Origin of the sequence: Siminovitchia thermophila (assembly GCF_016909185.1) — a bacterium.
Taxonomy (GTDB): Bacteria; Bacillota; Bacilli; order Bacillales; family Bacillaceae_C; genus Siminovitchia; species Siminovitchia thermophila.
This window is the reverse complement of the sequence record NZ_JAFBFH010000010.1, coordinates 1-21,484: the sequence shown is the minus strand read 5'-3', so window position 1 is coordinate 21,484 and position 21,484 is coordinate 1. Positions and strand designations below refer to the sequence as shown.

Below are 21,484 nucleotides of genomic sequence, written 5' to 3'. Positions count from 1 at the left end.
AGGGAGTTGATTCTCCCTTATTTTTATTCCATGCTCGTCATGCCGATATGCATGTACTCAATCATTTTTATTGTAAATATCTTCTCTTCAGCGCAAGAATATTCCAGATTATTTTTAACAAAAACGGGCTGGTGAAGCCGAAGAGTCATCATTCTTGCATATTTTTGTATATGCCGCTTCATTTCTCTTTTGATAGTAGATTTGCAAGGAAAGCATTTACAAAATACAAGACTCCCATAAAAAGAAATATCGATCGAGCGTTAACAAATTCTAGAGCGCCCCCGGTTATGGTTCGTCCTGCTGGTAATAGAAGCCCATTGAATGTAGATTGCACCCCGAATACTCTTCCGTGCAAACGTCCCGGGACCTCGCGTTGAATCGCACTGTAAAAGGGGGCACTCACCAAACCAAAGGAGATACCGGCCACCGTTACTGAAAGCATAATCGCTACTGGATGACTTAAAACGAAAAGCAATCCAAAACCAATTGCTTGTAAGAGATATCCGATGGTTAAATTCACTCGGATGCGATCTGGTACATATCCAATAAGCCAAAACCCTATGAGTTGGCCTAACGACAAAATTGAATAAAGGATTCCTAGAAAGGTAGCTTGTTCTTTTGAGGATAACGTTAATCCTTCATCAAGGAAAATAGGAAGATTGACAAAAAAAGGTGAATACGCAATGGTGGATAAGATGGATATTTGAAATAGACGTATAACAAATTGATTTTCTTTAATAAATTGCAATCCTTCTTTTAAGTCATGAGTCCATTTCGTCGGGGATATGGCTTCGGGCATATTATTTAATGGAACGTTCACTTTTGAGATCAATAACGCGGCTAGTAGAAACGATATTCCATTTAAAACAAGAACCATCTCCACATTAAAAAACGTAATCAGGATGCCACCTAGAGTAGGTCCAACCAAATATCCTATACTCTCTGTAGTTCCTAATGCCGCATTTCCTTGGGTAAGTTCTGTTTTGGACACGAGATTCGACACGGATGCTCTAACCACGGGTTCAAAGAACTGGGTCAAAGCCCCGAAAACAAAAGAGAAAAAGACCAACAAAGGTAAATGGAGCATCCCAAAATAAAAGGTCAGAGGGATAACCAGCACAGTGACTCCACATAGCACACTAGAGCTTATGATAAGGGTTCTGCGGTTCATTCGATCCGCTACAACACCAGCAAAGATTCCAAACACGAAAGTTGAAAAAGTAAAGGCTCCTAGCACAATCCCCAGCGACAATGCCGATCTATCTACCTGATATGTCATCCAGATTATGGCCACCGAATACAATCCGTCTCCAAGTCTTGAAACAAACATGGCAAACCAAGTCAATCGAAAGTTGGAATTCGCTCGGATTAACTGATATAAAGACATTGTATCCCCCCTATGTTTCGTTAGATAAGGGTTTGAAAAATAAGCCCCTTTTAATCGTACCCGTCCCGTGAGGAAAAACGAATGGAAATATCGTACCTCTCCCGTGCGGGAAACCGAAGAGCGTTCACAAGCCCGGTGACCCGCATGGCAGTATCGCACCTCTTCCGCGAAGGAAAACTAAAAAGCAATCATCCGAATGGAAATATCGCGCCTGTCGAGCGGGGGAAACCCGGAGAACGGTGACCAAGCCTGGTGATCATATCTGTTCCGTGCGGGAAGCCGAAGAGCGGCCTTGAAAGGCGGTGAACTGCGCCTCAATTGTGACATGTTCCCCCTAAGATAGAAAGGTAAGCGATTAAGCAGCCTTATTCCCTTGGATTATAGAGTGCGACGCAACGTTGCGGGAGATCGAAAATCCTGTCAAACGGACGATTTCAATCCACAAACTCATGTAGGGTTAAAGGCTGGACAGCCTTGCTTTTACTAAAGCAACCAGCTCTTTTGTGTAGAAGGGCTTCGCCACATAATCATCCACCCCAAGTTCAAAACTGCGTTTTCTATCTTTTTCCGAACTACTGGCTGTTAGCATAATAATAGGCATTTTGTATTTTTTACGAATCTCATAGCACACTTCCATCCCATCGCAATCTGGAAGCATGACATCAAGCAGAACGATATCCGGCCGCATATCCTCAACAAGTTTAAGCGCTTCTTGGCCCGTATAAGCACATTGTACAGAAAACCCTTCCCTCTGGAAGCGGAACTGCAATATATCAGCTATCGGTTTCTCGTCATCTATAATAATAATCTTCGTCTTCATAGCACTTTCTCCTCCAACCTTGCTACATTATTCATCTTTACCTTTTGCACTATTGAACGAATAAGTTAGCTTTTCATTAATCAGGCTAAATCAGGAAAGTTAAATGGACTATCCATAATACTGAGCGGTTTGGCAGAAGTCGGAATTTGACTATGCAAAGCCATTCATCAAGTCCGGATTCTATTTATCATTCGGAAGCGGAATCTCCGTAATGTTCGTTCCATCCAAATTCATCTGATAAAGATGATAATCGCTATTTCTTTGACCAAAACGCTTATCAACCATAAAGTAAATTTTGTTCCCAGGAGCAATTTCAGGTCCTTCAGTATATTCTTTTAAATTGGTTAGTTGCTTTTCTTCTTTTGTCTCTGCATTGTATGTGTATAACTCATATTGAAAGGTTTCTCCTGTGTCCGGATTACTAACCGATTGAAAGATGAATTCGTTTTTATTCGGAACTACTGTAAAGTCATAGATATCGTTTTTTCGTTCAGGGTTGCTGACAACTTTTAAGTTTGTCGGTTGGTCTAGAGGAATCTGGAAGATCCGCTGGAACGATTCAAAGCTGCCTTCAGCAGTATTTACGTCTTCATCATCCGGCATTTGTACAAATACAGACTTACCATCTTGTGCAATTGTAAGGGATTCCATTGAGTATTTCTTAAGGTTTGTATGTTTCATTTGTTTTTTATCCGCAAATCTGTACTCATGCAAGTCAAAATCATGCGGACGTTTACTTGCAATCGGTGAATAGTTCTTGAATACTTCTGCTTGCAAATAAAACAATGATGTTCCTGTCGGTGAAAATTCGATTTCAGTAATAGCTGATTGGACAGAAAACAGCTCCTTTACTTCCTTTTTTTCAAGATCATATTGATAAACGGTGCTTGCCAACTTTTCATCTGAATCTTTGTTCGCAGCTATGTAGACCAGAGTGGAACCGTCATTTGAAAAGCTGGGGTCTACAATAATTTGATCATTTTCTAGTTCTAATGCTTTCATTTTCAGTGACTGTTCAGGATTGTACAAGTGAATTTCTGGTTTACCCTGTAAGTAATGGACATAAGCAATTGTTCCTTGTTTAGAAATATCAAAGTCGCCCGACAATCCATTTTGTTTTTCTTTTTCATCTTTACCAAACAACAAGCCGATGACAATAAGGGCAAGTGTGAGAATGATAACGATGGTGACGAAAATCCAAAGCCATTTCCTTCTCTTCATAGTAAACCTCCTTAGTCTGTTAAAACGGGAAATAAATATAAATGAGTATGAAAGCATTCATTAAAATTGAAATTATCGCAATAACAAAAGCACTTCTTTTGTGTTTTTTCAGTAATCGCATCTGCAGAAAATATAATAAAATCCACAATATAAAAGGAATCGTTAGTAGCAGCATGAATGGATGATAACCGCCAAACAACCACATTCCAATCCATAGGTTAAATAATATGACACTAGTGACAATGACACCTAAAACGAGATTAATAAGGTGCAGCCATTTTGCCTCTTTTACCATTTCACTTTGTAAGTCAAGCTCATAAATGGTTGTTCGATAAACCAAAAAGAGTGCTAAAAGAATGTTCATCCAACTAAGAATTGCGAACGGCAAAAAAGCTGGATGATCAATAGAAGATACAATTGTATACCCGTATAAATAGGTAATAATATGAGTAACGAGTATGCTATTCATCCAGCGTCTACGGTTAAATTGAGCAACTTGATTTAAAGAGATAAGCAAGATCAATGAATGAACAAACATAGATAGAACTAACCAGCCAACATGTGCTTCCCCCTCAACAGACAATGAAAGCAGGTAGACACTGATAGAAAAAACGAAGGAAGTCACAGATAATGTCAGCATCAGTTCTTTACGGTATGGAAAAATGGACTGTTGCAATTGATATCCTATCTCTACCTCTGATCCAAAACGTTCTATCGCTTCCAATTCAGCCTCTTTCTCATTCATCCCTTCTCTTAACAGTTCCTCTTTTGAAAGTTCCAGATGAATGAGAAGTTCTTCTCTTATGTCTTCTTTTTCTTCATTTCTGCACTCGGTTTGCTGTAGTATTTTTTCAACATAGCATTTGAAATTAGATTTCACCTAATCCCTCCGAACTCTTTTTCACGAGGTTGTGAATGAAATTCCAATTTTCCTTCTTAACCTCAAGCTCCTTTTTACCCAAATCGGTAATGCTATAATATTTACGCCTTCCAACTTGCGTTTCACTCCAATAAGAAGTTACCCACTGTTTCCGTTCTAGTCGTCTCAGTGCGGGATAAAGAGTGCCTTCACTCATTTCATAAGCTTTCTCACTTAATTGCTTTAACGTTTTGATGATCTCGTACCCATATAAATCACGTTGTGCAATCAAAGATAGGAGCAATAAATCTATACTGCCTTTCATCATTTCCTTATCCATTTCTTTCACCTCTCTCAGAATCAATATACTTAATATTGTAATACGATGTACATCGCATTACAAGTTCGTTATTCACATGAAGTGGGCATGACTGGCTTTTTCTAAAAAGCTTAACAATACAAAGCGAAAAAAATGATACATCACATGGCTTGAAAGAAAGATTGATGAAATGAATATACTTAGTGTGTCACGTGCAGGAAGATATATTGATGATGGATCTATGGAGTGTTTACGGGGAATATTCAAATGTAAAAAATATTATCTACAACGGTATTCAACTTTTGAAGAATTGAGTATTGCGGTTGAACATTATATATAGTGTTACAATCACATTCGTTACGGGGAGCGTTAAACGGCATTAGCTCCTTGAAACTCCGGGACGAATGCCGCTTAAAACCGCTATTTATTTTGACAGGGGGCCTTCATTCATTGTTCAACTTTTCCAACAATTGGGTACAGTTCAAGGTGGAGCGTGCCCGTCAAACGTGGAGACCCGAAAGTCGGAACGTAGTTGTGCATGACCGAAGTAGGGAGGCCATCGTCGATTTTTGGCTTTTGGACGATGGCTTTTTTTATGTAAAAGCGTTGAGATAACATGTACCATCTCATTTTTTTGGACAACCTTCCGTAGATTCTCACTCATTAATTTTTAACATCTGCAAATCTATATATAATTGACAGTTCGTCTGAAAGTTGTCGAATGAGATGGACGTTAATTCGGTAATTTGGTTCAAACGGTATTTGAGCGTGTTTATGTGGATAAATAGCCTTTCCGCCGTAGGCTTTAAGCGGCAATTTTTCGACAAGTAGACTTCAAGCGTATGGAGCAAGCTCGTGTGGTCTTCTTTGTCTTTTTGCTGTAGTTTCAGCAGATCTTCGTTTACGTAATTCATTTTTTTCTGGTATTGGGAAATTGATTCCAGGTAACGGAACAAGCCAAGTTTTTTATATTCAAAGGATGGAAGGGAGTCCAGCCCGACAAACTTCGCTGTTTTGATCACTTCCATTGCTTCCATGTAGCTTTTTTTCAAGTGAAGGATGGAGGAACGCTCCGTGCTGATTCCCGCGTATATTCGCTGGCCGTTGAACTGGCTCAGGACGGTGGTTGTCAATTCATTGGCGCCATCAACGAGCTCCCCACGGTGTGACAGGTTGCTGCCAATCATGACGATAATTTTTAATTGGTCGATAAAAAGGTGGGTAGGTAGTTTCAGGGCATTTGAAAAAAGGCCGGATTTTTCCAGCAGCTCCCCAAAAACATCTTCGCTTGTTTGCCCCACTGTAAATACGCAAATAATGTAGGAATCCGGGATGGGGAGGTTGACATTGGCGGCCTCCCACTTGACCTGAGCTTCGGTTTGAAATTCATCTTCCATGATTTTTTTATAGAAATCATTTTTCTCCTGATCTTTTTTTAATTTCAATTGTTTTTTTTGATACAGGATTTTTCCGACATGATGGGAAACTTCATCAATAAAGTCAAGTTCAGCCTCCGTCAGCGGTTTGCCGGTTTCCTGTATCCATATATAGCCGAGAATGTGGTCCTTATACCTCATACTTGCGACGATGCGCTGGTTCAAGCCTATTTCCTTGATTTGCTTTACGCGAAATGGCTTGGGGCTCGTTTTTAACTGTGTCACAATGCCTTTGTCCATGAACATTTCCAAGATGGAGATTGGCCAGCGTTTGGAAAAGATCGTTTGCTTATTTGCTTCGTCAAATTGCTCAATATAGAAAGAGCTGTAAGCTAGTAAGGAAAATTGGTCGTCTTCGATAACGACCGGTTTTTTTAAATAGCCGCTGATTGCTTCCGTAATCTCCTCTATATTTGTCATCATCATGACTTTTTCCAACATGCGCTCCATTCCAATCCCCTCTATCCCAAGAAAATCCAGCTATCGCTATTTTATCATATTTTCCCGAATGCATGAAAAAGCCGGGGAATCGCTTCCCCGACAGAAAAAAACTTACTCTTTCAGCAAACGAAGACTTTCATCAAATTCTTTTTCGATTTCTTCGTTGCGTTTATATGTGGCCAGGCTGATAATAACGGCCACTAATAGGTTGATTAAAAAACCGGGCACAATTTCATACAATTCCGACCCCGTCCATTGCCAAACAAGGACAGTGATCGCACCGGAAACCATTCCGGCAATTGCTCCCCAGTTCGTCAGTTTCCTCCAATACAAGCTTAAGACGATAATCGGTCCGAACGAGGCGCCAAAACCCGCCCAAGCATGGGCAACCAGGTTTAATATCGTTTCCGTTTTGTTGGAACTCAAAATGTAAGCGACTATTGCTACGGCTAATACAGCCAAACGGCCGAATGATACAAGTTCCTTGTCGCTTGCGGCCCGGCGGAATAATAATTTGTACAAGTCCTCTGTCAATGCGCTCGATGTAACGATTAGCTGTGAAGAAACCGTACTCATAATCGCCGCCAGAATGGCCGCCAGTATAAATCCGGCAAACAGCGGGTGGAAAAGAATTTGTCCAAGCTCAATAAAGACAGCCTCCTTATCATGCAACGTCGTATTCGTTGTATGGAAGTAGGCAATTCCAATCAGAGCCGTCAAAACAGCGCCAATGAGGGAAAGAATCATCCAGCCCATCCCGATGCGGCGGGCGACCTTCGTTTCTTTTACCGAGTTGATCGCCATAAAACGAACGATAATATGGGGTTGCCCCACATATCCAAGCCCCCATGCGAGAAATGAAATGATTCCGATAAATGTCGTATCCTTGAAAAAGGTTAACAGAGTAGGATCAATTGACTTAATGATACTCACTGTTTCTGCCGGACCGCCCGTTTGAGTTACAGCCAGCGCAGGAACAATGAGTAGGGCGGTAAGCATGATCAATCCTTGGGCAAAATCAGTCCAGCTTACGGCTAGAAATCCGCCGAACAGTGTGTAGGCGACAACGACACCCGCAATAATCAGCAGTCCTTGCTGGTAGCCAAACCCGAAAGAGCTTTCAAAGAAAACCGCTCCGGCGACAAGGCCGGACGAAACATAAAAAGTAAAAAATATTAAAATGACAAGTGCGGATACGATTCGCAACAGTTTCGTATTGTCCTTCAAACGGTTCTCCAAGAAAGAAGGAATGGTAATAGAGTCATTGCTCGCTTGTGTATATGTGCGGAGCCGGGGAGCTACAAATAGCCAGTTCAAATAGGCGCCAATCGTCAGCCCGACGGCAATCCAGACACTTGTTAAACCGCTTGCATAAATAGCGCCGGGCAATCCCATTAGCAGCCATCCGCTCATATCTGAAGCACCCGCGCTAAGTGCTGTTACTGCTGGTCCAAGCGAACGACCGCCAAGCATATAATCCGTTAGATCCTTTGTTCTTCGGTAGGCTACCCAGCCAATGAACAGCATTAACAACATATAAATCACTATCGTCAATAACTTTAAGGCTTCATCTGACATGTTTTTATCTCTCCTTGTTCCGTTTTTTGGGCCTATGCCAACTTGATTAATGATAAAATAAGGTTCAATTAAGGAGTATGGTGGAAGCCGCCATCTTATTGTCGAACCAAGATCATAGAAATCTGGTGTATCATCTACGACGAAAAAATAAGATATGAGCACGTAAAATCCGATAAGTTGCATGAACAGCTATAAGCGCAGCTCTTATGAATCAAACCTTAAAGAATACGCGGTGAGGTTTAAAACAGAAGTGCTTTAATCGAATTATAGCAAATTTTTGGGGGCGTTTGGAGTGAAGACATTACAAATTATTAACCGTTATGTCAAATTTTCTCGCTGGAAAGGAGGTTTTGTCAGCCTAAAGCCACTACATGGAGGAGTGCTTTCATAGGTTACTGAATTACGTTTTTAGCAAAATGGTATTTAGTACAGTGAACAGGATAGTAAGGGGGAGGTTTCATTGAACATTACGTATAAAGTTGTTGGCGCTCAAGATTTTCAGAATGAACAACAAAACATGATAAAGCATGGGGTAAGTGTTAAAGAAATCGTTCACTTTACATCTATTTTCCAAAAAGTACTAGTTCCTCCGAAGCGTGACAGAATGATTCAGAAAGTATCTGTCATAGAAGTGAAAGAGTTCGGTTCTTGGTTGAAAGGTAATGAATTAGCGCTCACTACGATCCAAAACTTTCATACGAAAGAGCTTCAGCTATCCCTGTTACAGCAACTTATAAAAGGAAAGGCGGCTTGTCTCGTTTTTCACCCCGGCAATATCCATGAAAAACAGGAAATTTTTCACGAGACTTTGGAATTTGCCAGACGCTTTCATTTTCCTGTTTTCCAAGTATTTCCTACAGTCACTTATGCCGAAATAATCGAATTGATTTTCAACTTAAAAATGAAAAAACAACATCAAGAAATTGATACACTTAATGAAGTCAATCAACTATATTTTCAATTTTTATCACACCATATAAACTTGAAAGAAATGCTGCATAACGTTAAGCGACTGACGGAAGTAGAAATGATTTTAACTGATGTCAATATGAAACCGCTTACTATTGTTCATTTGCCGGCATCTTCCAGGTTGCGATTTGTATTTGAAAGTGACCAGTTCCAATCGTTTATGAATCGTGAAGAAGTGTTTAAGTTATTTATAAACGGCAACAGATTACAAATCGAGATAACAGATGGGGGCAGTTCCATGGCAGTATTAGCAGAGCCGGTGATGAACCATCATTATCTTCGATCGGTCATTTTTGTCTTGTTAAGCAAAAACAAAGTATTTACTTATAAACTATTGGAAAGTACAGTAGAAGCGCTATCTATTGAAAAAGATACCTTATATGAAGCAAGGTCAAAAATAGAGGACGAAGCAAATCGCGAGCTTTTTGAAAAAAACAATGTAAAGAAAGCCCAAGCGCTTTTTGAGAAAATAGGGTTTCAAATTCAAGATAAATCCTTGTTAATCGTCATGGATGTAAGGGTGAAACAAGTTGGTCAAAAAGAAGAGCATGCGAAGTATGTAGAAAATCTGAAAGTGCGCGTTCGTAAGTCTATTGAACCATATCTGCTCAAAAACGATTTTTCAACATGGTATAAAAACAAATTGATTATTTTTATTTCATCAGAGACCAAACATTATCAACAAGAGCTTTTACGGAATGTAGCCGCGATGATGAATAAGGTCTTTTTTTTCTTACATTTTTATATCGGTGTGAGCGGTGCAGAAACAGAAAGCTTGTACAAAGCTTTCAAAGAAGCGCTTGCCGCTATTAAACACTGCATGAAAAACAAGGAAAGGTTTAGTTCATTTGATGATATTGGATTTCTTCAAGTTTTTACAAATCAAGATACGGATTATTATTTAGTCAAGTATTATGAACAAACATTACGCCCGCTATTGGCATTGGAACCCGATCGGCAAAATGAACTATTGGTTACTTTGGAACGTTTTGTTGATCATAACTTACATTATAAAGAGACTGCAGAAAGCTTATTTGTCCATCCCAATACCGTCCGATATAGGATTCAAAAAATAAAAGAAATTTTTGCTGATGAACATATATTTTCTGATCATGATAAAAGATTTAATATATATTTTGCCTTAAAATTATGGAACCAACATATGAAAAGCCGGACACTCTTGTAAAGGCTGATGTTTCATATGAATTGATTAATCTCAGTCACTGCCGGTATCTGAAAAAGGTCTTGGTGAGTTTTAGATACTGGCAATGTTTTTTTCAACGAGTCAAATCGTTTTTAAGATAATGATTTTCAAATGATGTATAAAAGCGAACCGCCATTTATCCAGTATGAAGCAGTTCACCTCGCTGGCAAGGACAATCCTTCGTAAATACAGGACGAGGTGGATAATGCTCACTCTGAGCTCTTGGAGCCTACGGAAAGTTGTTCCGGTTCCGGCAACTTTATTGAGATATTTTTGCAGTCTACTAGCGTTTGATAATGTTGTGCTGGACATTAAAGCTTTTGGCCAGGACGATCATACTGCGAGAACTCTCCGATTTTACTAACAGTTCAACAATTGATATACCTGGAACAGTGAATGTCCATCAGCTTTAAGGGGAGAAGAGTCTCTATATCCTGTTTTCTCTCAAGAGAACGAAATAAGGGTTTGTCGTAACATTATATTTTGGAAATGCTCTATGAAACTAGTAACGCCTGTTTCTTGGAGCTTTTTTTTATGGTGAAACATAAATGCTGGCATCTTGTGCGAAAAAAGAGTGATGTTATGCAGTATTCCACCTGTTTTCCCCCCTTGTATTTTATGATAAAAACATCTATATAAGGTGGTGGCCATGATGTTAGCGATAAACAATGTGAGTAAACATTACGGAAAAATAAAAGCTTTACATAAGATTTCCCTCAATCTGAACAAGGGGACTTGTTTGGGTTTAGTGGGACCTAATGGTGCAGGGAAGTCGACTCTTTTGAAAATCATTGTCCACATTGTTCAAGATTATGAAGGAAAAGTCACATTTACGAGCGCGGCCAATACTGATCAGAAGCGAACAATCGGATACGTTCCCCAAGATATTTGTTTAGAAGAAAACGTCTCTGCCTTACAAAACTTGTATTTCTTTGGCAGGATGTATCAGTTACGGGGAAAAGCGTTGCAACAACAGGCGGAGAAAGTACTGCATTATATCGGTTTGAGCGCGAGAAAAAAAGATAAAGTGAAAACTTTTTCAGGTGGTATGAAACGCCGCTTAAATATTGGGTGCGCCCTAATGAATGAGCCGCAATTCATTATTATGGATGAGCCGACAGTGGGGATTGATCCACAATCAAGACGGTATATTTTAGACATGATTCAGCAAATGAAAACTGAAAATCGCACCATTATCTACTCTAGTCATTATATAGAGGAAGTAAATAAGATTTGTGATGAAGTCGCATTTATTGATAAAGGAATATTAATAGAACATGACACAATTGACAAATTGATTGAAAAGTATGCCGTCCCTGCGCTATTTTTCACATGTCATCATCGTGAAAAATTACTTGAGGATATCCAAGTTTCTGGTGATGTGGCACCATATAAAAATGGATACAAGATCACAACGGCCAATCCTATGCTGACAATGGAGGAAGTGTTGCGTGTATGCAGGGAGAAAAAGGTGGTGTTAAAGCAATTTGAACTTACCCATCCTACATTAGAAGATATATTTTTCAAACTGACTGGAACGGAGCTTCGTGCTTAAAACTGATGGGAGGGAATAACCATGAAAGCCATTTTTCAAATGGAAATGATAAAAAACGCGCAAGATAAAGGACTCTATTTTTGGACATTTCTTTTACCAATCATTTTTACCGTTTTATTTATTTCAATCTTTACCGCCGGGACAGAAGGAGCCGATAAAGAGTATGTGATTATCTCGATCGTACCTGGATACACCGTCATGTTCGTTTTTTTCATTATGATCTCCATGGGTTTTTCGTTTATTGAAGACCGTGATAAAGGAATGGTGGCACGCCTTGCGAGTACTCCCCTTTCTCCGTACGCTTATCTTTTCGGAAAATGGTTACCGTATGTAGTGATTGTATTTATTCAAATGATTGTGTTGCTTGCCTTTGGAAAAATAGTTTATAATTTTCCAATTGAACAACCTTTATTGCTCGGTATGTTAGCACTTATTCTGACATTTTGTATTACCGGACTAGGGTTAGCTTTATCTTTATTCATCCGTACTAGCAATATGGGAGTCGCGATTACACAAGTCATCACTTTAGGCGGCGCGTTATTAGGCGGGCTTTGGATGCCAATGGAGGCGATGCCGGCACTTTTCCAAAAAGTTGGAAAGCTAACGCCGCAGTATTGGGCGCATAATGCGTTTCAAGAAGCGATGACCGGAACATTGACTTACACTGATTTTTTGATCGCCAGTCTCATTTTGCTCGTATTCGGTGCGGTTGGCTTCATCATTGCCTTCTTTGCCTACCCAAGCTTTTTAAGACGTGCCAAGCATTAATGAGTTCATGAATGGGGGGAGTATAATGAAAGTAAAAATCGATATCGACGATCAATATGAAAATACTTCCATTACGATTCAAACGAATGAGTGGACGGATGAGCTGGAGCAACTCGTTAGTTTCATTAAAAAGGAAAAACCAAAACGGTTATTTGGTGTGGAGGAGGATCAAACGATTGTCTTAGATCCGGAAACGATCGATTACATCTATGCGGAAAAAAGAAAAGTTTACGCAGCACTGGAAAATGGGCGGCGATGGGAAGTTAAAATGAAGTTATTTGAAGTAGAAAATTTGCTTGCTAACAGTTATTTTACTCGTTTTTCCAAATCTGTAATCGGTAATGTAAATCGTATTCAACGATTTGAACTATCATTTAATGGAAATCTCTGTGTTTACTTTTCCTCAGGAAATAAAGAATATATTACAAGAAAGTATGTGGCAAGCGTAAAGGAAAAACTGACGTCAGGAGGACCCGCTAATGATATCTAAAATGATTCACCGATCCATGTACGGAGTCGCTTTTGGGTCAATTGTAACATTCATCGCTTTAACGTTTCTTATGGCGTTCAATATAAATCTCCCTGTATCGCAGATTTGGCTTTATATGCTAGCAAGTTTTTTCATTGGTATTTACTACGGGCTTGCCTCCTTTATTTTTGAGCTGGAAGCTTGGAGCCCACTAAAGAAAACCGTGGTGCATTATAGTTTATCTATAACTGTCTTCTTTATATTTGCGCTTTCTCTTCATTGGGTTCCTTTCAACTGGAAAGCAATTGTACTTACGATTATTGGCTTTACACTTATTTATGCCTTATATTGGTTTGGATACACGCTTTATTATAAAAGAGTGGAATCCTCTCTAAACGATACATTACAGAAACACAAGTAGAAAGGTAAAAAAAGGATTTTATGGATTGGAGCTGCAAGCGAGTTCAGTTCATATGGAAAGCGTGCCACAACTTTCAAGAATGGGAATAACGCTAATGAGTCAGTTTGAAGCTGTTATGCGGTCGGAGAAAGCTGACCCATATTGGGATGAGACTTTTTATGTTCGTATGGGAGCCTTTTGCGTTAGTTGATGTGAAAAATGAATCCAAAGTGTAGCGTCTAGTATAAAAGAACCGTTTTTTTAGGGTTCCCTTTGCGGTATTTGAGAGGTACGCTGTACCGATTGTCTTCAAACGGATGACATTGGCTAAAGCGCCTTCTTTTTTTGCCTTGGTGTGATACTGCTTCACCGCCCCAAGTGACTTCAACTTCCATTTTCGGAAGTGGATGATGAGATTGAGTTTCATCTCATTTGAAGTCCTTGGGGATTTTTATGTTTCTTATTCATCATTACATGATTTTGAATCGTTTTCCAGCTTTAACAAGCTTCTCTCTTTCTCTCCTCGAAAAAACTCCCTTTTCAGCATGTTTCATGAATTCAGGACATTGGCATCAACCAACAAAACCAGCCCTTGCGCCAACGCTTGCTTGGATCGTTACAAGCGTACACAAAGCTGATGTAATGCTGTTTGCCTCCTTCTACCATAGTAAGAACAGACTGAGAACGATATGCCATGTGACGACAACGGCAGACACACAAAGTCCCCGCTGATTGAAGTTTCGCTTTGGTGATTCAGGTGGTTACCATTTTCATTTTTAATTGAAATTCCATTTATTACCTAGTTGTTCTCCGCATACAAAGATATACAAATTTTTTGTTAGCCGTTCATATATCATTGGCAAACTTAAAAATGAATAATGTATTTATATCCACTTCAATATAATTCAAGTGGTTTTTACCTGTATATTCGCCAGCTTTATATTAAATGAACATTTTTATGCAGAAGGAGATGGTATGGATGAAAAAAGAAGTGAGAGTAGGCTTTGATGTTGGAGGCACATTTACAGATGGCGTGATTGTTAAGGGAAAAGATATTTTAGCGAAAACGAAAACATTAACGACAGAAGATGTGACAACTGGAATCATCAACGCGCTGGATGATTTATTGGAATCCAGTCAAGTAGATCCGCTGGAAATTGGCATGATTTCTTTCGGAACGACGCATACAACGAACGCCATTATTGAACGAAAAAATTTAAATAAAGTTGGTATTTTCCGTCTTGCCGCGCCTGCAACAACCGCTATTCCTCCATTAACTGGCTGGCCTGAGGATTTGGTAAAAGCTATTGGAGGAAATGAAAACGTATTCATCGTTGAAGGCGGTTCAGAATATGACGGAAGGGATATTGTTCCGTTAGATGAGCAAGCCATCAGAGAGGCTTGTGAAAAGCTGAAGGGAACTGTGGATTCAATCGCTGTTACGGGTGTATTTTCTCCGATGATACCGGATCATGAAAATAGAGTCTCTGAGATCATTAAGGAAGTCTTAGGCGACATACATATAACGCTATCCCAAAATATTTCCACCATCTCCATTTTAGAAAGGGAAAACTCGACCATTTTGAATGCGTCTGTCATATCAGTGATGCAACGTTCCATTTATGCTTTAAAGAACGCCACTAAAAAAAGAGGGATGGATGCGCCCTTATATGTGGTTCAAAATGATGGCAGCGTCATGTCTTCAGAGTTTGCCATAGATTATCCCATTTTTACAGTTGCTTCTGGACCGGCAGCAAGTGTTAGAGGAGCGGTTTACTTATCTGGTATTACAAACGGTGTTGTGGTGGATGTTGGGGGGACTTCTACAGACATTGGATATATTGTTGATGGCTTTCCTCGTGAGTCGGCTATAACGGTCACAATTGGCGGAGTAAAAACAAATATTCGCTGTCCAGACCTACTTTCAATCGCTTTAGGCGGCGGAACCATTATAAAAAATAAAGGGCCTGAGGTTTTAGAGATAGGACCAGAAAGTACAGGATATAACTTGGTGAACTTGGGAAAATCGTTTGGTGGTCCAATTTTAACGGTGCATGACATTGCTGTTGCCAGAGGTGGTTTGAACGAAAAATTGGATATTTTTGCAACTGATTTTGTCACACATTCAGAAAAAATTGATGAGCTTTCAAAAGAACTGGTTCAGAATTCCACAAAGAAAATAAAGGAAATGCTAGAAATCACAATTGATCAAATGAAAACTACACCAGAGGATATACCAGCACTCTTAGTCGGCGGCGGGGCAACAACCATGCCAAATAAGGGGGTAGAAGGAACTTCAAAAGTCATTCATCCGGATCACTTTGAGGTGTGCGGGGCTGTTGGCGCGACGATCGCCGAAATCGGGTCTCATGCAGAAGGAGTGGCAGATTTAGAAATAGATGATCGCCAAGAGGCGATTAACCATGTCATTGAAATGGCCAAAAACAATTTAGAAGTCGCCGGTGGGGTGAGAGAGACCGCAGAAATTATTGATATTGAAGAAATTCCATTCGCTTATATGCCGGGGAAGAGACAAAAAATCAGAGTCAGGGTAAAAGGGAAAATTTTCGCATAAATAAGGGAGGTCATCTTATGAGTGTATATCAAGTATTAGAACGTTGGGGAATAAAGAATTATCGGGTGATCGACAAGAAAGCCATTGAGGAAATCACTTTGGGAGCGTCAATTTTGGCTACCGGAGGCGGCGGAGATCCGGAAATTGGTCTCCTTTGGACTTTGGGGACCTTGGCAAGAGGAAAAGATGTTGTGCTGATTCATCCGGAAGACATCCCGGATGAAGTTGTGGGGGCAAGTGTAGGTTGTTTAGGCGCTCCAATTGTATTAACTGAAAAACCGCCGTCCCAAAATGTTCTTGAAAAGGCATTTAAGCAATTATCCAGCTATCTAAATAAAGACTTAGAAGTCGTGATACCGTTTGAATGCGGCGGGGTAAATTCTACAGTTGCCTATGCGATCGCGGGAGAATTAGGGATACCGGTGGTTGATGTGGACGGAATGAATAGAGCGTTTCCGGAGCTTCACCAAACTTCTTGGGTGGCAAACGGAAGCCACGCGTCTCCCGCGGTTTCTGTTGATGATCGCGGAAACATGACGATTATCGATACAAAAGAAGATAATATTCGAGCAGAAACAATTGCCAGAAGCGCGGCCATGGCCTATGGGGGGATTTCATGGAAAGCTTCATATCCATTGACCGGAAAAGAAATAAAAGAAAAGTCGATTTTATATTCCCAAAGTATTGCTTGGGAAATTGGCAAAGCGGTGAAGAAAGCAAGAGAAAGTCATCGTGATCCCATAGAGGAAGTGATGAAAAAACTGAAAGAAACAAGAGAGGTTGATAGTTTTAGAGTATTTAACGGGAAGATCGTTGATATTGATAGAGACTTTGGCGGAGAAGCGACAAAAGGATTTTCGTCCGGCAGGATTCGCATGGAAGGTATCGGGAAGTACAAAAATCAAATAGCTGAAATAGATTTTCAAAATGAGTGGTTGCGGTTAAAAGTGGACGGAGAGACATTATGTCTTCCACCGGACTTAATTGCCATCTTGGATAATGAAACTGGAGAACCGATAAGAACCGATATTATGAAATATGGCTACAGAGGCTCTATTTTATTAATACCGGCGCAAGAAAGAATGCGAACGAAAAGAGGATTAGAAATCTTCGGGCCGTCCTATTTCGGTTATGAAGAAGAGTATGTGCCTGTTGAGAAAATTGTTTCGAAGAAAGGATGTCAAAAGTGATTGAAAAAGTGAAAGACCTTATTCACGACGATGCCCGCTGTAAAACAATCATCAAGAAAGTATATGAACATCCATATATCGAATTAAAAGAGGTATATAAAGACGTATCTAAAGAAAACCGGTCTTTTTACGAAAAGGCATTGCAGAAATTAATGGATGAATACATTCTAGTCGAACTCACAAGCCAAGCCGGATCTTCAGTTGAGTCCAGAGTACCTAAGAAAATATTAATCATCAATCCGGAGATTAGTGCTGAACTTGAGGAAATACTGTAAATAAAGCTTCTAGGAAGGTGTCCACTCATGAATGAATTTCAAAAGAGAATTGAACAATTTGCCAAAAGAATGAAACAGGAACATATTGATGCTTCTATCCTCTTTGATCAAAGCCATATTCGTTATTTTTCTGGTTTTATCGTCAATCAAGTAACAGAATCTGTTTTAATCATCGAAAGCGATGGAACAGTTTCTTATTTGGTTCCGAGATTGGATTTCTATAGGGCTGAACGGGATTGCTGGATTGAAAAAATAGAATCTTTTTTAGAAGACACTCCGGATTATTTGGCTCCTTTAAGGAAAATAGTAAACAAAAACTGGCAAAAAATTGGCATTGAACAAAATATCATAACGGTTCGTCATCTTTCTTATATCAAAGATATCTGTAAAGGAAATCTTACATCTGTCGATCTATTGTTGGAAGATCAAATGAAAATAAAGTCTGAATGGGAAATAGCAAATTTACGGCAGGCCGCAAACATTGCCAGTTTGACAATGGATGAAACCAAGCGTTATATAAGCGAAAATACCGGAGTGACAGAACGGGAAGCATCAGGATACGCCAAATATATCATGAATAAAAATGGTGCGGAAAACGTTTCATTTGAACCATTTATCATGTCAGGATTGGATGCCGCCCTTCCCCGACGAATTTCTACCAATAAAGTGCTGACAGAAGGGGAGCTCATCCTCTTTGATATGGGTTGTATTTACAATGGCTATTGCTCAGATATAACGAGGACCTTTTCTTTGGGGCAGGTTTCAGATAAACAAAAGGAAGTTTTTGAGATTGCATTGGAAGCGCAAAAAAAGGCAGTCAAGGCGATAAAACCAGGCGAGCATGTTCAAACAATAGATGCAATCGCTAGGGATTATATCACTGAACATGGTTATGGTGAATATTTTCCCCATTTGACAGGGCACGGACTGGGGATGGCCGTACATGAATATCCAATTTTGGATCAAGGTGAAAAAAGTATTTTACAAAAAAATATGATTGTCACAATAGAGCCTGGTGTTTATATGCCGGGAGTGGGCGCGGCCAGAATGGAAGATATGATTTTGGTTACTGATAGCGGATATGAATACTTAACCACTTCATCAAGAGTGTTGCTATTAAAATAGTCAGGGGGGCGAATTATGTCAGTTTATGATCTTTTGAAAGAATGGAATGTTACTAGCTATAAAAAGATCACTTTGGAGGATTTGGAAGATATCACAGTGGGCTCAACCTTATTGGCGACAGGGGGTGGCGGAGATCCCGATATTGGTTTTTTGTGGGCGCAGAAAATAATCGAAAATAGCCATGATATTGTCTTGATAGACCCGGAAGATGTTCCGGACGAGGAATTCATTACAAGTGTCGGTTGTTTAGGCGCCCCAATCGTACTTACAGAAAAGCCCCCAGGAGGCAACGAAATCTTTAAAAGCTTGGAAGCGATTTCCAATTTCTTACGTAAAAAAGTAAATGCGATCATTCCTGCTGAAGCCGGAGGGGTGAATATGACCATTCCGATGGCTGTGGCAGGAGCATTGGGTATACCCGTGATTGATGCCGACGGAATGGGAAGAGCGTTCCCTGAACTGCAAATGACTTCTTTTTATATCGGAGGGTTGAGCCCTACTCCGGTTGCCGCCTCGAATGAGAAAGAGGAAGTTTGTTTGGTACAAGCAGACGATGGGGACGTGGCAGAACGAATTATTAGAAGTGCGGCCATGGCATATGGAGGAATATCCTGGATTTCTTCTTATCCGATGTCGGGGAAAGACATGAAAAGAACATCTATTCACCGTACCGTTACACAAGCCCGAAACATCGGAAAAATAATACGAAAAAACCGGGCTCAAAACACGGAGCCGGTAGAAGAAGTAGTGGAGTATATGAATGGAAGTCTTGTGTTTAAAGGAAAAGTAGTAGATTTACACAGAGATTTTGGTTCGGAAATGACGAAAGGATTCTCGTCAGGAACGATTGTCATGGAAGGGATTGACTCTGATAAAGGTTCAACTGCGGAAATTTTATTTCAAAATGAATGGCTGCATTTAACCATTAATGGCAAGACACGATCATTGCCACCAGATTTAATTATTTTAATGGACCCGGAGACTGGTGAAGCCTTGCGCACAGACATTATTAAATACGGATATAGGGGCTATATCGCTTTAATGCCTGCCGATGAAAAAATGACGACAGAGAAAGGGATCGAAGTCTGTGGACCGCGCGCATTTGGAATGGATGAAGATTATGTCTCGTATGAAATATTAAACGGTTTGCCTGCTAGATAAGTGAAAGATTTTTTACACTTGACCCTAATAGAAGCACTTTAATCATTTAATGAAGGGGGGATTTTACATATGGAACATCTTAGAGAGGATGAGGATAAGAGCTTTTCAAATCGTCGCGCAACTGCAGAGCATTATGATATGAACCAAGAAGAAGGAAAATATGCCCAAAGCCCTGTGCCTAATGATAAAAGAAAGAGCTGGATTGGAGTGGCTGCCATTTATTTTGGGATGACAGCGGCCCTTTCTGCATTCGCTACAGGGGGCGCCTTAATTTCAGGTTTGACGTTGATGCAATCTATTGTGGCTGTTGTTTTGGGCACAGCGATTTTGGTGTTTTTATTTTTTATTCCCACTGGCTATATTGGTTCTCGAGAAGGTTTAAACACATATATGGTCGGTGAAGCGGCATTTGGTTCGACCGGATCCAATATTGCGACGGCTTTTATTGTCACAATTATTCCCAGTGTAGGATGGTATGGAGTTCAAGTTTCAATTGCGGCCGATGCTTTAACGGAGGTATTAGGCGGAAACCAAAATGTAACACCGTTTCTCATGATTGTTTTAGGGATCCTCTTTTGTTTGCCGGCAATGTTCGGCGTAGTAAGTATGGCATGGTTAGATTACTTAGCCATTCCTGCCATATTGATCATAACGATATATGGTTTTACGAAAGTAATGAGTATAACTGGATTAGAGGGACTTTTGAGTTATGAACCAGCTGCCAGTCAATCAATTGTGTGGGGAGTTAACTTAATGGTGGGCAGTATGATTGTCGGCGCTACGTTTACAGCCGACTATACGCGGTGGACTAAAAATAAGCTGTCCCATGTAGCTTATGCTGGAATTGTTGGCAACTTTCCGCCTCTCTTAATTTTAACTGTTATTGCGGCGATGATGGGCATTTCCGCAGCTTCCTTGGGAAATATTGATGAACCATGGAATATCGCAGAGGTGATGAAAGTTTTAGGATTACCTTTCATTTCGCTGGCATTGGTAATTGTGATGCAGTGGTCTACAAATATTACGTCTTCTTATAGCGCAGGACTGGCTCTTACAAAGGTGTTCGGCTGGAGCAGATTTTGGTGGACGCTGATAGCCGCTATAGTTGGGACGAGCCTTTCTTTACTTGGGATTATGCAGTATTTTATCGGGTTTTTAGGAATCCTGTCCTCATTTGTTGCGCCCGCAGCAGGCGTTATGTTGTGTGAATATTTCTTTGTTTCTAAAGGGAGTTTAAACAGAAAAACGGGGCTTTACTGGCCTGGCCTCTTTTCATGGTTTTTAGGCGGACTAGGTGCTTTTTTTATACCGGTATTTATTCCTGCAGTGAACGGAGCGGTGATTGCTGGATGCATATATTACTTCATTCACGTTATACGATCAAATGACAAATGAAAATCTGTCACAAATAAGAATTAATCATTGTTTTTTTTAGAATAATGAAATAAATAATAGATCAGCTGATTAAAAAACGAACAATAAAGTGAAACTTCATTCAGTAGGAATTTTCTTCCATCTCTTACTGAATGTGAGTTGAACCAATCGGGCATTTAGGTACCGTTTTCTCCCACTTAGAACTTTTGTATCAACTCAGGTCTTGATGTGGGAGTCTTACAGCACCTTACATGCCGGATAAAGATAAAGTCCATATAATTGTGTAAAAAGAATAGGTCACCATCATGACCATGTTACAATGTTTTCGACCAAGAAAAACACATGGAGGACATGATGA

The 21,484-nt window shown here is 40.0% G+C and carries 17 protein-coding genes and 1 pseudogene; 11 read left to right on the top strand and 7 right to left on the bottom strand.

Annotation, left to right across the window (positions count from 1 at the left end; genetic code table 11):
- Positions 1-178: 178 nt before the first annotated feature.
- The 7 genes and pseudogenes from JOC94_RS08645 to putP all read right to left on the bottom strand — a co-directional run bounded on the left by JOC94_RS08645 (position 179) and on the right by putP (position 8,061).
- Complete coding sequence (locus tag JOC94_RS08645) at positions 179-1,387, bottom strand: MFS transporter (RefSeq protein WP_077113552.1); 1,209 nt, start codon at positions 1,385-1,387, stop codon at positions 179-181.
- A 469-nt stretch (positions 1,388-1,856) separates the two neighbouring features.
- Positions 1,857-2,207: pseudogene (locus JOC94_RS08640) on the bottom strand (response regulator); the annotation flags it as partial.
- A gap of 180 nt (positions 2,208-2,387) precedes the next feature.
- Positions 2,388-3,428: a TolB family protein gene (locus JOC94_RS08635; RefSeq protein ID WP_077113550.1), complete on the bottom strand. Its 1,041-nt coding sequence runs from the start codon at positions 3,426-3,428 to the stop codon at positions 2,388-2,390.
- Positions 3,429-3,447: 19 nt separating this feature from the next.
- Positions 3,448-4,308 carry a permease prefix domain 1-containing protein gene (locus JOC94_RS08630; RefSeq protein ID WP_077113549.1) on the bottom strand — a complete coding sequence of 287 codons (861 nt, stop codon included), beginning with the start codon at positions 4,306-4,308 and terminating at the stop codon, positions 3,448-3,450.
- On the bottom strand, positions 4,298-4,627 hold the full coding sequence (locus JOC94_RS08625; protein ID WP_077113548.1) for a PadR family transcriptional regulator: 330 nt from the start codon (positions 4,625-4,627) through the stop codon (positions 4,298-4,300). The genes JOC94_RS08630 and JOC94_RS08625 overlap by 11 nt, the downstream gene beginning before the upstream one ends.
- 635 nt (positions 4,628-5,262) lie before the next feature.
- On the bottom strand, positions 5,263-6,492 hold the full coding sequence (locus JOC94_RS08620) for a PucR family transcriptional regulator (protein WP_077113547.1): 1,230 nt from the start codon (positions 6,490-6,492) through the stop codon (positions 5,263-5,265).
- 102 nt (positions 6,493-6,594) lie between these two features.
- Complete coding sequence (putP, locus tag JOC94_RS08615; RefSeq protein ID WP_077113621.1) at positions 6,595-8,061, bottom strand: sodium/proline symporter PutP; 1,467 nt, start codon at positions 8,059-8,061, stop codon at positions 6,595-6,597.
- A gap of 460 nt (positions 8,062-8,521) precedes the next feature.
- Here putP and JOC94_RS08610 point away from each other — a divergent pair, with 460 nt between their 5' ends.
- The 11 genes from JOC94_RS08610 (at position 8,522) to JOC94_RS08560 (ending at position 21,147) form a co-directional block, all read left to right on the top strand.
- Positions 8,522-10,216 (top strand): helix-turn-helix domain-containing protein, encoded by a 1,695-nt coding sequence (locus tag JOC94_RS08610; protein ID WP_077113546.1) that lies wholly within the window; start codon positions 8,522-8,524, stop codon positions 10,214-10,216.
- A 667-nt stretch (positions 10,217-10,883) separates the two neighbouring features.
- The gene (locus tag JOC94_RS08605) at positions 10,884-11,789 is read left to right on the top strand and encodes an ABC transporter ATP-binding protein (protein ID WP_236017032.1); all 906 of its coding nucleotides are present in this window, start codon (positions 10,884-10,886) and stop codon (positions 11,787-11,789) included.
- A 21-nt stretch (positions 11,790-11,810) separates the two neighbouring features.
- The gene (locus JOC94_RS08600) at positions 11,811-12,557 is read left to right on the top strand and encodes an ABC transporter permease (RefSeq protein WP_077113544.1); all 747 of its coding nucleotides are present in this window, start codon (positions 11,811-11,813) and stop codon (positions 12,555-12,557) included.
- A gap of 25 nt (positions 12,558-12,582) precedes the next feature.
- A complete protein-coding gene (locus tag JOC94_RS08595) occupies positions 12,583-13,047 on the top strand; it encodes a LytTR family DNA-binding domain-containing protein (protein WP_077113543.1) in 465 nt (154 codons plus the stop codon).
- Positions 13,037-13,447, top strand: coding sequence for a DUF3021 domain-containing protein (locus JOC94_RS08590; protein WP_077113542.1), 411 nt, complete (start codon positions 13,037-13,039; stop codon positions 13,445-13,447). Before JOC94_RS08595 ends, JOC94_RS08590 begins: the two co-directional genes overlap by 11 nt.
- Positions 13,448-14,405: 958 nt before the next feature.
- Entirely contained in the window at positions 14,406-16,001 is a 1,596-nt protein-coding gene (locus JOC94_RS08585; RefSeq protein ID WP_077113540.1) for a hydantoinase/oxoprolinase N-terminal domain-containing protein, read from the top strand.
- A gap of 17 nt (positions 16,002-16,018) precedes the next feature.
- Positions 16,019-17,191: a DUF917 domain-containing protein gene (locus JOC94_RS08580; protein WP_077113539.1), complete on the top strand. Its 1,173-nt coding sequence runs from the start codon at positions 16,019-16,021 to the stop codon at positions 17,189-17,191.
- Positions 17,188-17,466, top strand: a complete 279-nt coding sequence (locus JOC94_RS08575; protein WP_077113538.1) for a hypothetical protein — start codon at positions 17,188-17,190, stop codon at positions 17,464-17,466. Before JOC94_RS08580 ends, JOC94_RS08575 begins: the two co-directional genes overlap by 4 nt.
- A 27-nt stretch (positions 17,467-17,493) precedes the next feature.
- The gene (locus JOC94_RS08570) at positions 17,494-18,591 is read left to right on the top strand and encodes a M24 family metallopeptidase (RefSeq protein WP_077113537.1); all 1,098 of its coding nucleotides are present in this window, start codon (positions 17,494-17,496) and stop codon (positions 18,589-18,591) included.
- 15 nt (positions 18,592-18,606) lie between these two features.
- Positions 18,607-19,752 carry a DUF917 domain-containing protein gene (locus tag JOC94_RS08565; protein WP_077113536.1) on the top strand — a complete coding sequence of 382 codons (1,146 nt, stop codon included), beginning with the start codon at positions 18,607-18,609 and terminating at the stop codon, positions 19,750-19,752.
- A 69-nt stretch (positions 19,753-19,821) separates the two neighbouring features.
- Positions 19,822-21,147, top strand: coding sequence for a purine-cytosine permease family protein (locus JOC94_RS08560; RefSeq protein WP_077113535.1), 1,326 nt, complete (start codon positions 19,822-19,824; stop codon positions 21,145-21,147).
- The last annotated feature ends 337 nt before the right edge of the window (positions 21,148-21,484 follow it).